Source organism: Xanthomonas bonasiae (assembly GCF_014836395.1).
Lineage (GTDB): Bacteria > Pseudomonadota > Gammaproteobacteria > Xanthomonadales > Xanthomonadaceae > Xanthomonas_A > Xanthomonas_A bonasiae.
The window spans coordinates 64506-78900 of sequence record NZ_JACSQX010000009.1 but is presented as its reverse complement, the minus strand read 5'-3'; the positions used below and the strand labels follow the sequence as shown (position 1 = coordinate 78900).

The 14395-nt window shown below is 72.1% G+C and carries 5 protein-coding genes; all 5 read left to right on the top strand.

Annotated elements, in window-relative coordinates; translation table 11 throughout:
• Positions 1–2: 2 nt before the first annotated feature.
• Positions 3–3653 (top strand): protein kinase domain-containing protein, encoded by a 3651-nt coding sequence (locus H9658_RS15535; protein ID WP_191826028.1) that lies wholly within the window; start codon positions 3–5, stop codon positions 3651–3653.
• Positions 3650–4117: a hypothetical protein gene (locus H9658_RS15530; protein WP_191826027.1), complete on the top strand. Its 468-nt coding sequence runs from the start codon at positions 3650–3652 to the stop codon at positions 4115–4117. Before H9658_RS15535 ends, H9658_RS15530 begins: the two co-directional genes overlap by 4 nt.
• A complete protein-coding gene (locus tag H9658_RS15525) occupies positions 4114–5811 on the top strand; it encodes a ShlB/FhaC/HecB family hemolysin secretion/activation protein (RefSeq protein WP_191826138.1) in 1698 nt (565 codons plus the stop codon). Before H9658_RS15530 ends, H9658_RS15525 begins: the two co-directional genes overlap by 4 nt.
• 20 nt (positions 5812–5831) lie before the next feature.
• Positions 5832–13043: a two-partner secretion domain-containing protein gene (locus tag H9658_RS15520; RefSeq protein ID WP_455275814.1), complete on the top strand. Its 7212-nt coding sequence runs from the start codon at positions 5832–5834 to the stop codon at positions 13041–13043.
• 80 nt (positions 13044–13123) lie between these two features.
• On the top strand, positions 13124–14173 hold the full coding sequence (tssA, locus tag H9658_RS15515) for a type VI secretion system protein TssA (protein WP_191826025.1): 1050 nt from the start codon (positions 13124–13126) through the stop codon (positions 14171–14173).
• The last annotated feature ends 222 nt before the right edge of the window (positions 14174–14395 follow it).

Here is a 14395-nt window from a genome sequence, read left to right as displayed (position 1 = left end):
ACGTGCACGAAGATACCGCTACCGTCGTCGAGCTGGTCGCCGCGATGCGCACCGGCGAGCTGGACCTGAAGGCCGTGCTCGACGCATTGGCCAGACGCAGCGCCGTGCCCGAAGCCGATTACCGGGCCGGGGTGGAAACGCTGTGGCAGCTGCGCCAGCAGCACCTGCTCGACGACGTCACCGTGACCACGCTGGTGACCCGCCTCGACGCCTTGCGCGCGGACGGTGGCAGCGCGCCCGTGGCCGCGCCGATCGACGACGACGCCACCGTGGTGATGCCGCGCCGTGCCGCGCCGCTGCCATCGGCCGTCGAGGACGATGCCACCCGCGTGCAACCGGCGATGCCGCTGCCGCAGGCCGGCGCCGACAGCACCGGCGCCACCGGCACCGGCGGGGCGACCGGCACCGCGGGCACCGCCAGCCTGTCCAGCTGGCAGCGCCTGGCCGATGCCGCCGGCGGCGACTACGCCACGGTTGGCACGCTGCTGAAGGGCCGCTTCTACCTGGAGCGCGAACTCGGCCGCGGCGGCATGGGCGTGGTCTACCTGGCGCGCGACGAACGCAAGGTCGAGGCGCGCGACCGCGACCCGTGGCTGGCGGTGAAGGTGCTCAGCGACGAGTTCCGCCGCCATCCCGATTCGTTGATCGCGCTGCAGCGCGAGGCGCGGCGCTCGCAGAAGCTGGCCCACGACAACATCGTGCGCGTCTACGACTTCGACAAGGACCGCACCCTGGTCTTCATGACCATGGAGTACATCGACGGCTGCGACCTGAAGACGCTGATCCGCGAGCAGGCCTACAACGGCATGCCGCTGGCGCGCGCGCGGCCGCTGATCGAAGGCATGGCCCGGGCCCTGGCGCGGGCGCATGCCGCCGGCGTGGTGCATTCGGATTTCAAGCCGGGCAACGTGATGGTCACCCGCGACGGCGTGGCCAAGGTGTTCGACTTCGGCATCGCCCGCGCCGGCAAGCACGCCGCCGACGTGGCCGGCGAGCAGACCGTGTTCGACGCGGCCACGCTCGGCGCGCTGACCCCCGCCTACGCCAGCCTGGAGATGATCCGCGGCCAGGAACCCACGCCTGCCGACGACATCTACGCGCTGGGCTGCGTGTGCTTCGAACTGCTCACCGGCAAGCATCCGTTCGACAAGCTCAGCGCCGAAGTGGCCTTGCGCGACAAGCGCGTGCCGCCGCCGGTGCCGGGCCTGACCAGGCGCCAGTACCAGACCCTGTGCGCGGCGGTGGCGTTTCCCGCCGCGCAGCGCCTGAGCAAGGTCGAGGCGCTGCTGGACGGCCTGCGCGAGGTGCCGCTGCGCGAGCGCGCGCTGCCGCTGCTCGGCTACGGCACCGCGGCGCTGGTGCTGGTCGGTGCCGGCGGCTGGGGCGTCTCGCGCTATCTGCACCAGCGCCATCTGGAGCAGGTCACCGCGCGCTTCGGCGCGGCCGATCCGCAGCGCTACGTCGACGAGACCCAGGCGATGCAGGCGCTGGCCAGCCTCGACGACGACGACCGCCGGCGCCTGCTGGTGGACCGCGGCGACCTGATCCAGGATTTCCTGCTGCGCCGGCTGGATGCGCTGTGGAACCCGGCCAGCGGGCGCTACGACTACCGCGGCGCGCTGCAGGTGTTCGCGTTGCGCGACCGGCTGCGGCTGTATTCGCCGGCGCTGGACGCGCGCCGCGAAAGCATGGAGCGCGAGAAGAACGAACGCCTCAACGCGCTGGATACCGCGCTCAACGCGCAGATCGCCGCCGGCGCCATCTTCCGCGACCGCGCCGACAACGCACTGGCCACGCTGGACCAGGTGCGGCGCATCGATCCGAACAGCGCCCTGCTGCGCCACCCGGAACTGGAGTTGCGCCTGGACGCGGCGATCCAGCAGTCGGCCGACACGCAGCAGTGGGCGCAGGCGCGCACCCGCCTGCAACAGGCGCGTGCGGCGCTGCCCGATTCGCTGCGCCTGCAGTTGCGCGGCGCGCAGCTGGAACTGGCGCAGCACCATGCCAGCCAGCCGGCGGCAGCGGCGTTGCACGATCCGGCGCAGGCGCGCAAGGCGCTGGCTGGGCTGCTGGCCGAGCCTTCCGCCGACCCGGACTGGCAGGACAACGTGGAAGCGGCGTTGGCGGTGCTGCCGGCGGCCGAGCGCGATGCGCAGGACGCGGCGCTGGCGGCGGCGATCGCCGCGGCGGTCGCGCCGCAGAGCGATCCGCTGCAGTTGCCGGGCGCGCAGGCCCTGGTCGATTTCGGCCTGACCCAGGCGCCGCAGGCGCCGCAGCTGCTGGCCCAGCGCGCGCGCCTGCAGACCCTGCAGCAACAGTTGCAGACCATGCTGGCGCGCGAGAGCGCCGAGGCCGAAGTGACCTCGCGGATCGAATCGATGCGCCGCGCCGCGGCCGCCAACGATCTGGACAAGGCGCGCCAGGCGCTGGCGCGCATCGGCGCGCTGCAGCCGCAACATCCGTTCCTGCAGAAGGAAGCGCCGCAGCTGCTGGCCGGGGTCTATCTCGGCAACGCCGCCGGCGCGTTCCGCCAGGGCCGTTATCGCCAGGCCGCCGACGTGCTCGGCCAGGGCGTCGCCGCACTCGGCGACCGCGCCGAACTGCGTGCCGCGCAGGCCCGCTACGACATCGTCGCGGCGGTGATGGACGCTGCGACGCCGTCCCTGCCCGCTGCCGAACGGCAGCGCCTGGGCCAGCGCCTGGAGGCGCTGTACCGCAGCGATGCGCAGGCGATGGCGCAGCTGGAAGCCGACCTGAAGGCGCGCGGGCAGCTGCCCGAAGGCACGCTCGGCGCGCGCCTGCAGCGCCAGGCCGGCAGCGATGCGCCGGGTTCCGATGCCGTGGCGCCGACAGCGGCCGCGGCCGCGGCGACCGAGCCGGCCGCCAAGGACGCCACGCGCAAGCCGGCGACCGGCAAGCCCGCCGCCAAGCCGGCGACCGCGCTTGCGGCCAGCGCACGCGCGCCCGCCGCAGGCGCGGCGAGCGACGAGGACCCGTTGCCGCCGGTGCCCACCGGCCCCGATCCTTGCGCCGCCGCCGCCGCCGCACCCGGACGCGGCAGGGCCTGCTTCGATGCGCTCGGCGCGCAGCGCGGGCCGATGCTGGTGGTGGTGCCCGGCCTGGCCGGCGGCAAGCCCTACGCGCTGTCGCGCGCGGAAGTGGCGGTGGCCGATTTCAACCTGTTCTGCCAGGCCACCGGCAAGTGCACCGCGCAACCGGCCGGGGACCTGGAACTGGCGCGTGCGCCGGTGCGCAACATCAGCCTGACCCAGGCCCGTGCCTACCTGCGCTGGCTGACCATCGCCAGCGGCGGCTGGCGCTATCGCCTGCCCACCGATGCCGAATGGCAGCACGCCGCGCAGGCCGGCAGCGATTGGCGCCAAGCCGAGGACAGCAATTGCGTGCCGCCCACCGCCAGCGCCGGCGACGCCAGCCGCGCACCGTTGCCGCCGCGCGGCCGCGAACCCAATCCGTGGGGGCTGGTCAATGTCACCGGCAACGTCTGGGAATGGGTGTCCAGCGGCGCCGGAGTGCAGGCGCGCGGCGGCAGTTTCGCCAGCTATTGGGCCGATTGCACGGTGCAGGCGCGGCGCGCCGACAACGGCTCGGCGCAGCCGGACGTGGGCCTGCGCGTGCTGCGGGAGCTGCCATGAACGAGGCCCAGCAACTGGCCAACGCGCACTTGCAGGCCCTGGCCGAGGCCTACCAGCACGGCCGCATCGGCCGCGACGAATACCGCGCGCGCCGGCGCAACGTGCTGGCCTCCGTGCGCGGCGCCGGGCAGGGGGTGACCCATCGCAATGCGCTGCGGCCGACCGCCGTCGTCGCCGCGCCGGACGCCACGCGCGCCGCGCACGAGCCGCTGCGGGCGCTGTTCGCCGACGCGCCGGCACGCCGCCGCCGGCGCTGGCTCGTCGTGTTTATTTTCGTGACGCTGCTCGCATTTCTGCTGCTATTCTTCGCTGGCGCCGTGCCCGCATTCGCAGGGCAGGCGCAAGCGACGGCCGCTCCCGATCCGCGCGCGCATCGCCTCGTCGATGCCGCAAGGCCCGGGACGCAGTGGGGCGAGGCCGGCGCACGACAGGGAATCGTTCCAGGGGAAATCGCATGCGTATGACGTGTCTGGCCGCGGCCGTGTCCGCGTGGCTCGCTGCCGTTCCGGCGTGGGCGCAGCTGCCGCCTGCCGCCGCCGACACCGGCACTGCCGCCAGCGGCGCCAGCGCCACGCTGCCGCCGCTGAAGGACCGCGACGACAACGCGGTGACCTTGCAGGTCCGCGGCTTCCGCGTGCGCGACGTCGGCGAACACGCCAAGGCCGGCATCACCCCGGCCAGCGTGCAGGCGCTGGCCGATGCGCAATTCCAGGCACTGGCGCAGGGCCAGCCGGTGGTGGCGCTGCGTTTCGAACAACTGCAGGCGGTGGCCGACGCGATCACCCGCGCCTACCGCCTGTCCGGCTTCATCGTCAGCACCGCCTACCTGCCGGCGCAGACCCCGGGGCCGGAACAGATCGTCGAGATCCGCGTGCTCGAAGGCCGCGTCGGCCAGGTCGAGGTCAAGGGTGCGTCGCGTTACCGCGCCAGCACCTTGGCCGCGCCGCTGCAGGCATTGCAGGGGCGGGCACTGCGCAAGCAGGACGTGGACAGCGCGTTGCTGTACGTGCGCGACCTGCCGGGCGTGTCAGTGTCCTCGGTGCTGCAGCCGGGCCAGCACGAAGGCGAGACCGACGTGCTGCTGGTCGCCAGCGAAGCGCCGCGCCCGTATGCGATCAGCCTGGGCGGCAACAACTACGGCACCGAGTTGACCGGCCGCTACCGCGCCCAGCTCGGCCTGGCCTGGAACAGCCCGCTCGGCCTGGGCGATGTGCTTTCCGCCAACTACGCCTATTCGCTGGACCCGCGGCAGAGCCGGATCGGCGCGCTGTCCTACGCGCTGCCGGTGCCGGCCGTGCCCGGGTTCGGCGCGGTGATCGGTGCCAGCCGCAGCGAACTGGAAGTGCGCAACGGCGTGTTCGCCACGCTCGGCCTGCAGGGTCCGACCTCGGTGGTCTACCTCGGCAGCGACTGGAAGTTCGTCAATCGCGAGAACCTGCAATGGCAGGCCTCGGCGCGCTACCTGCGCGAGCAGTCGCGGCTCAGCGCCGCCGGCATCCAGCTGTCCGACCAGAAGTTCGACGTGGTCGAACTGAGCACCGCGCTGCGCCGCACCGACCTGCGCTGGCGCGGCATCGACCTGCTGCAGCTGAGCCTGCGCCAGTCGCTGAAGGACCGCTCGGCGACGCCTGACCTGGTCAGCCCGGAACACGACAGCCACTTCAGCATCGCGCGGCTGAGCTATACGCGCATGCAGTACCTCAGCCGCACCCAGCGCCTGTACCTCAAGCTCAACGGTCAGTACAGCGACGACGCACTGACCCCGATGGAGCAGTTCGCGGTCGGCGGGCCGGACAGCGTGCGCGCCTACCCGGTGTCCGACGCGCTCGGCGACCGCGGCTACTACGCCGCGCTGGAGTACCACGTCGATGCGCCCGGCTTCGCCGACGCCGCCTCGCCGTTCAACGGCCGGCCGTGGCGCGAGGTGCTGGAGCTGGACGTGTTCGCCGACCACGCGCAGGTCTATCCGGCCGGCGGCAACCGCGCGACCACCGCGGCGGTGACCACGTTCGATGGCGTCGGTGCCGGCGTCACCGTGCGCGTGCCGCAATGGAAGAGCTTCGAGCTGCGGCTCAGCGCCGCAAAGCCGACCGGCGGGCGCGATGCGTCCGACGGACGCGACGTCCGTTTCTATTCGCGTTTCGGTTTCACCTTTTGAGGAATCCGCTCATGTCCGCCATCGCCCAGACTTCGCTCGCCACCCGTGCCGCACGCTCGCGCGCGTTGCGCCATTCGCCGCTCGCGCTGGCCCTGGCGGTCGCGCTCGGCGCGGCGCCGGGCATGGCGGCGGCGCAGGTGGCGAGCACCCAGCTGCCGACCGGCGGCAGCATCGCCGGCGGCACCGGCACCATCAATGCGGCCAGCGGCGCGACCCTGACCATCGACCAGACCTCCAGCCGGATGGCGTTGAACTGGTCCACCTTCGACATCGGCTCGGCGGCCACGGTGACATTCAACCAGCCGTCCACCAGCGCCGCGGTGCTGAACCTGGTGCAGGGCGGCAATCCCACGCAGATCTTCGGGAATCTCAACTCCAACGGCCAGGTGTTCCTGATCAACCCCAACGGGATCATCTTCGGCAGCACCGCGCAGTTCAACGTCGGCGGGCTGGTGGCCAGCACCCTTGGCATCAGCGCCTCCGATTTCATGAGCGGCAACGACACGCTCGACGCCGGCGGCAACACGGTCGCGCTGATGTCCAACAGCGGCACCATCAACGCCGCCGCCGGTGCGGTCGACCTGATCGGCGGCAAGGTGGTCAACAGCGGCACCATCACCGCCAGCGCCGGCAACATCAATCTGGTCGGCGCCGACAAGGTCACCCTCACCTTCGAAAGCGGCGGCTTCGGCGTCGTCGTCGACAAGGCGCTGCAACTGCAACTGGACACGCTGGCGGTGGACAACAGCGGCAGCCTCAGTGCGCCCGGCGGCATCATCACCCTGCAGGCGCGCGCCGCGCAGGGCCTGTTCGACCAGTTGATCAACAACAGCGGCACCATCACCGCCGCCGCCCTCAGCAGCGGCAGCGACGGCAGCGTGTCGCTGGTCGCCAACGGCGCCGGCCAGACCGGCATCGGCGGCAGCGGCAGCATCGACGTGGGCAGCGGCGCGATCAGCATCAGCACCGAGCGCAGCGTGCAGCAGAGCGGCACCTACACCGCCGGCACCCTGAGCGGCAGCATCGGCGGCAACGCCAGCTTCAGCGGCAGCAACCGCATTGCCGCACTCGGCACGCTGGACGTGAGCGGCAACCTGAGCCTGTCCAATGCCATCGACCTGACGCAGTCCGGTGCGTTGACGGTGGGCGGCAGCAGCAGCTTCTCGCTGGGCAGCCATGCGCTGACGCTGGACAACGCCGGCAACGACTTCGGGCAGGCGGTCGGCCTGAGCAGCGGCACCACCACGATCGTCGACAGCGGCGCGCTGACCCTGGGCACGCTGGCCACCGGCAATCTCACGGCGACCAGCAGCGGCGCACTCAATCTCGGCAGCGGCACGGTGAGCGGCACGCTGGCTGCCACCAGCAACGGCGGCGCAATCACACAGTCCGCGAGCAATGCGCTGACCGTGACCGGCACCAGCAATCTCAACGCCGGTACCGGCTCGATCACTCTGCAGCGCGCCGCTAACGATTTCGGCGGCGCGGTGTCGCTGACCGGCAGCGGGATCGCCCTAACCGACGCCAACAACCTGACCATCGCCGCGTTGACCCTGGGCAGCGCCAGCGCGCTGTCGCTGTCCGCGGCCGGTACGCTGACCTTGCCGGGCAGCGCGATCGCCACCGGCAGCGCCAACCTGAGCCTGCACAGCGGCAACGTCCTGGCCACCGCCGCGGCGCTGTCAGGCAGCAACGTGAGCCTGAGCGGCGACGCCGGCATCGCCCTGGCGCACGACGTCACCGCGACCGGCACGCTGGCGCTGAGCGCCGTCAACAGCGCGATCGTGCAGAGCGCCGGCGCAGTGACGGCGACCGGCACCAGCAGCGTCAACGCCGGCAGCGGCACGATCGCCTTGAGTGGCGCCGGCAACCACTTCGGCCAGGCGGTCAGCCTGACCGGCGGCACCACCGCGATCACCGACAGCGGCGCGCTCACCCTCGGCACGCTGGCGACCGGCAACCTGACCGCGACCGGCACCGGCGCGCTCAACCTGGGCCGCGGCACGGTGACCGGCGCGTTGTCGGCGACCAGCAACGGCGGTGCGATCACCCAGTCCACCAGCAACCCGCTCACCGTCACCGGCACCAGCACCCTCAATGCCGGCACCGGCGCCATCACCCTGACCACCAGCGGCAACGATTTCGGTCAGGCGGTCAGCCTGACCGGCGGCATCACCCAGATCACCGACAGCAATGCGCTGACCCTGGGCACGCTGGCCACCGGCAACCTCACCGCGACCAGCAGCGGCGCCTTGAACCTGGGCGGCGGCAGCGTGACCGGCACGCTGGATGCGACCAGCAACGGCGGGGCGATCGGTCAAAGCAACGCGCTGACCGTCACCGGCCTGGCCGAGATCGACGCCGGCACCGGCGCGATCGCGCTGGGTAACGCCGGCAACGATTTTCAGGCGGCGGTGACGCTGACCGGCGGCACCACGGCGATCACCGACGGCGGCGCATTGACCCTCGGCACCCTGACCACCGGCAATCTCACCGCGACCAGCACAGGCGCACTGAACCTGGGCCACGGCACGGTGACCGGCACCTTGGCTGCGACCAGCAACGGCGGCGCGATCACCCAGTCCGCGAGCAATCCGCTGACCGTCACCGGCACCAGCACCCTCAATGCCGGTAGCGGCGCGATCACACTGGATGACGCCGCCAACGACTTCGGCGGCGCCGTGTCGCTGACCGGCAGCGGCATCCGCCTGGCCGACGGCAACGACCTCAACGTGTCCGCGCTGACCCTGGGCAACAACAGCGCGCTGTCCCTGTCTGCGGCCGGCACGCTGACGTTGCCGAGCAGCGCGATCGCCACCGGCAGTGCCAACCTGAGCCTGCACAGCGGCAACGCGCTGGCCACGGCCGCAGCGCTGTCCGGCAGCAACGTCAGCCTGAGCGGCGACGACGGCATCACCCTGGCGCACGACGTCACCGCCACCGGCACGCTGGCGCTGACCACCGTCGACAGCGCGATCGCCCAGAGCGCCGGCGCAATCACCGCCTCCGCCACCAGCAGCGTCAATACGGGCAGCGGCGCGATCACGTTGACCGGCGCGGGCAACCACTTCGGGCAGGCGGTCAGCCTGACCGGCGGCGCCACGGCGATCACCGACAGCGGTGCACTGACCCTGGGCACGTTGAGCACCGGCAACCTCGCTGCGACCAGCAACGGCGCTTTTAACCTGGGTAGCGGTACGGTGACAGGCACCTTGGCCGCGACCAGCAATGGCGGCGCGATCGTTCAATCCACCAGCAACCCATTGACGGTCACCGGCACCAGCAATCTCAATGCCGGTAGCGGCGCGATCACCCTGACCACCAGCGGCAACGACTTCGGCCAGACGATCAGCCTCACCGGCGGCACCACCCAGATCACCGACGGCAATGCGCTGACCCTGGGCACGCTGGCGACCGGCGATCTCACCGTCACCAGCAGCGGCGCCTTGAATCTGGGCAGCGGCAGCGTGACCGGCACCCTGGCCGCGACCAGCAACGGCAATGCGATCACCCAATCCACCACCAACGCACTCGGCGTCACGGGCACCAGCAATCTCAACGCCGGCGCCGGATCGATCACCCTGACCACCAACGGCAATGACTTCGGCCAGGCGATCAGCCTCACCGGTGGCATCACCCAGATCACCGACAGCAACGCGCTGACGCTCGGCACGCTGGCCACCGGCAACCTCACCGCGATCAGCAGCGGCGCACTGGACCTGGGCAGCGGCACGGTCAACGGCGCGCTGACTGCGACCAGCAACGGCGGCGCGATCACCCAGTCCACCACCAACGCACTCGGCGTCACCGGCACCAGCAACGTCAATGCCGGCAGCGGCGCCATCACCCTGACCACCAGCGGCAACGATTTCGGCCAGGCGGTCAACCTCACCGGCGGCAGCACCGCGATCTCCGACAGCAACGCGCTGACGCTCGGCACGCTGACCACCGGCAACCTCACCGCGACCAGCGCCGGTGCCTTGAACCTGGGCAGCGGCACGGTGACCGGCACCCTCGCCGCGACCAGCAATGGCGGTGCGATCACCCAGTCCACCACCAATGCACTGGTCGTCACCGGCGCCGGCACCCTCAACGCCGGCGCCGGATCGATCACGCTGACCACCAGCGGCAACGACTTCGGCCAGGCGGTCAGCTTGACCGGCGGCAGCGTCGCGATCACCGACAGCAACGCGCTGACGCTCGGCACGTTGACCACCGGCAACCTCGTCGCGACCAGCAACGGCGCGCTGAACCTGGGCAGCGGCACGGTCAACGGCGCATTGACCGCGACCAGCAATGGCGGCGCGATCACCCAGTCCACCACCAACGCACTGGTCGTCACCGGCAGCAGCAACCTCGACGCCGGTAACGGATCGATCACGCTGGCCACTGCCGGCAACGACTTCGGCCAGGCGGTCAGCTTGACCGGCGGCAGCAGCGCGATCACCGACAGCAACGCGCTGACCCTGGGCACGCTGACCACCGGCAACCTCACCGCGACCAGCAGCGGCGCGCTGAATCTGGGCAGCGGCACGATCAACGGCGCGCTGACCGCGACCAGCAACGGCGGCGCCATCACCCAATCCGCCAGCAGCCCGCTCACGGTCGCCGGCACCAGCACGCTCGACGCCGGCAGCGGGTCGATCGTGCTCGCCAACGCCGGCAACGACTTCGTCGGCGCGGTCGATCTCAGCGGCAGCGGCATCCAGCTCGCCGACCGCAACGACCTGAGCATCGCCGCCGTCCACAACGGCAACAACGCCGCGCTGTCGCTGCTCGCCGACGGTTCGCTCGACCTGCCGGGCGGCGCGATCGACACCGGCAGCGGCGATCTGAGCCTGATCGCCCGCCACGGCACCCTGCATCTGGGCGGCGCGCTGAGCGGCCACAACCTGACCCTCAGCGGTGGCAGCGGCCTGAGCCTGGCCGACGACGTCGCCGCGACCGGCACCCTGCTGCTGAGCACCGACAACGCGGCCATCGTGCAGTCGGGCGGTGCGCTGACCGTCGGCGGCAGCAGCACCCTGTCCACCGGCAGCGGCAGCATCGCCCTGACCGGTGCCGGGAACCATTTCGCCGGCAGCGTCGACATCGCCGGCGGCGCGGTGCAACTGCATGACAGCGGCGCGCTGACGTTGGGCACGCTGTCGGTCGACAGCCTGGCGGTGAGCAGCGGCGGCGCATTGAACCTGGGCAACGGCACGGTGCGCGGCGCCCTGCAGGCCGACAGCGGCAACGCCGCGATCGGCCAGAGCGGCGCGCTCGACATCGGCGGCGCCACCCGCCTGATGGCCGGCAGCGGCGCGATCACGCTGGACCAGGCCAACCGCTTCGCCGGCACGCTGGCATTCGACGGTGGCGCCGTCCGCATCGACGCGCTCGACGCGCTGACCCTGGGTGCCTCCAACGCCACCGCGTTGCAGCTCGCCACCACCGGTGCGCTGAGCCAGAACGGCGCATTGATCGTGACCGGCGATACCGCGATCGCCACCGGCAGCGGTGCCATCGCGCTCGACAACGCCGGCAACGACTTCCAGGGCCTGTTAGCGCTCAGCGGCGGTGCCGCGCGCATCCGCGACGTCAACGCGTTGTCCCTGGGGACGCTGTCGCTGGGCGCGCTGGACGTCGGCAGCCAAGGCGCACTGAACCTGGGCGAAGGCAGCATCGCCGGCGACCTGGTCGCCGCTAGCGGCGGCGCGGTGAGCCAGCGCGGCGCGCTGCAGGTGGGCGGCAGCACCACGATCGACAGTGGCGGCGGCGCGATCGCGTTGGACACGGCCGGCAACGACTTCCAGGGCGAAGTGAACCTCGCCGGCGGCGCCGTCACCCTGCGCGATCGCAACGCACTGGCGCTGGGCAGCGTGGCGGTCGCCGCGCTGAACGTGACCAGCGGCGGCGCCTTGTCGCTGGGCCAGGGCCGCATCGGCGGCGATCTGGTCGCACGCAGCGATGCTGGCGGCGGCACCACCTCCAGCATCGTCACCGCCAGCGCCGCCACGCCGGCGGCGAGCGGCGGCGGTATCGGCCAGCGCGGCGCGCTGACCGTCGCCGGCGCCACCACCCTGGATGCCGGCAGCGGCGCGATCGCGCTGACCGAGGCCGGCAACGATTTCCAGGGCACAGTGCAGGCCAGCGGCGGCGACATCGCCATTGCCGATCGCAACGATTTGACGGTGGCGGCGCAGGCCAGCGGCAGCCTGGCGCTGAGCGCGGCCGGCGCGCTGCGCACGGCCGGCGCGTTGCGCGGCAGCAGCATCGGCTTGAGCGCCGGTGGCGACCTGGGCCTGGGCCACGACGTGAGCAGCGGCGGCAGCCTGCAATTGCACAGCGGCGGCGCGATCGCGCAGACCGCCGGCACGCTCAGTGCCGCGTCGCTGAGCGGCAGTTCCGGCGGCGCCACCAGCCTGACCGGCGCCAACGCCATCGCCGCGCTCGGCGCCTTCGACGCGACGCAGCTGAGTCTGCGCACGCTGGGCGACCTGAGCGTGACCGGTCCGGTCGCGGTCGCTGGTGCGCTGCGCCTGGATGCGGGCGGCGATCTGGCGATCGGCAGCGCGCTCAGCGGCCAGAGCGTCTGGCTGCAGGCCGGCGGCGACCTGAGCGAAACCGGCGGCGGCCGCATCAGCGCCGACACGCTGAGCGGCAGCGTCGGCGGCAGCACCCGGCTGGGCGCCGCCGGTGCGGCGATCGACAATCGCATCGGCACCCTGGGCGATTTTTCCTCGCCCGGCGGCTTCAGCCTGACCAATGGCCAGAGCCTGACCCTGTCCGCGCTCAACGGCAGCGCTTACACCGTCAATGCCGGCACCTCGGCGCTGTACCTGGCGGTGCTCGGCGACCTGCTGCAGGCCGACACCACCTGGCTGTACGACGGCGCCGGCACCTTCTCGGCCAGCGGCCGCATCGGCACCGCCGCCAATCCGATCTACGTGCTGGGCGTGCGCAACCAGACCGTGGCGGCGATCGGCCTGCCGCCGGCGTACTTCTACGCGCTCGCCGCCGACGGCAGCCTGCTCGGCGTGGTTGGCGAGTCGGGCATCAACGTACCGACCTCGGCGTTCGCCAGCCGCGCGCAGAGTTCCAGCAACCGCACCATCGCCTACGTGGACCTGAGCGCGGCCAACGCCAACTACCGCGCGTTCGGCCTGGTCAAGCCGGGCCTGCGCCTGCCGGCCGACCAGCAGCCGGCCTGCGACGCCGACGATCCGGATGCGCAATGCACGCAGGAGTGAGCGCACCGCGCCGCCGTCCCGTTTCCCTGCCGGCGTGCGCCCTCGCCACGCCGGCCGCATCCGCCCCGGAGTGATTGCGCATGAGCACCGAACAGACCCTCGAGACGCTGCTGGCGCCGATCGCCGACGACGCGGCGTCCGGCCCGGACCTGGAATACGACCCCGACTTCCTGGCGCTGGACCGCGCCGCGGCGAACAAGGCCGAGCGCGCGGTCGGCGACAGCGTGATCGCCGCCGAGGAGCCGGACTGGGACAAGGTGCAGACGCTGGCGCTGGCGCTGTTCCGCCGCAGCCACGACCTGCGCGTGGCGATCCATCTCAGCGCGGCTTGGCTGCGCCTGCGCGGCCTGTCCGGCTGGGCCGACGGCCTGGCCCTGGTGCATGCGCTGCTGGCGCAGCGCTGGGACAGCGTGCATCCGCAGCTGGATGCCGAGGACGACGACGACCCGACCGCGCGGGTCAACGCGGTGGTCGCGCTGGGCGATCCGCTGGGCCTGCTCGGCGCGCTGCGCAGCACCGCCTTCGTGCAATCGCCGCGGCTGGGCCGCTTCAGCCTGCGCGACCTGCGCGTGGCCAACGGCAGCGTGAAGCCGGCCAATGCCGGCGACAGCGTGCCGTCGCTGACCGAGATCGAGGCCTGCTGCCTGGACTGCCCGCTGGAAGCGCTGGGCGAGACCGTGGCCGCGGTGCAGCGTGCGCAGCAGCTGGCGCGCGAGGTGGACGCGCTGTTCGCCGAACGCATCGGCAGCGCCGCGCCGGACCTCAAGCCGCTGCTCGGCGACCTGCGCGACCTGGAGCGCTTCCTGCTGCCGCAATGGACCGCGCGCAACGGCGGCGCAGCCGAGGGCGACGCGGCGGGCGAGGAGCCGGCCGACGGCCAGGGCGGCACTGCAGCACCCGCCGGAGCCGGCGGCAATGCCCGCATCGCCAGTCCCGACGACGTGATGCGCCGGCTCGACGAGATCTGCGCCTACTACGCCAGCCACGAACCCTCCAGCCCGGTGCCGCTGCTGCTGCGCCGCGCGCAGCGCCTGGTCGGGCGCAACTTCCTGGACCTGCTCAAGGAACTGGCCCCGGCCGGGGTCAGCGAACTGCAGCACGTGGCCGGCGTCCGCGACGAGGACGCCTGAGCCGGCGCGTGCCGCCGGCTGCGGTGCCGGAGTTCCCCGGCGCAGGCAGTTTCGGCCCGGCACCGCCGAAGTCGCGGGTGTTTCAGGCGCCGTGCGTCGCGACTGAAGTCGCTCCCACAAGGGGCTTACGGCGTGCCGGCCGGTGCACTGTGGGGGACTTCAGCCCCGACTGCTGCCGAAGCCGGATAGCTGGACGACTTCGCTCGTCGCGGTTGAAACCGT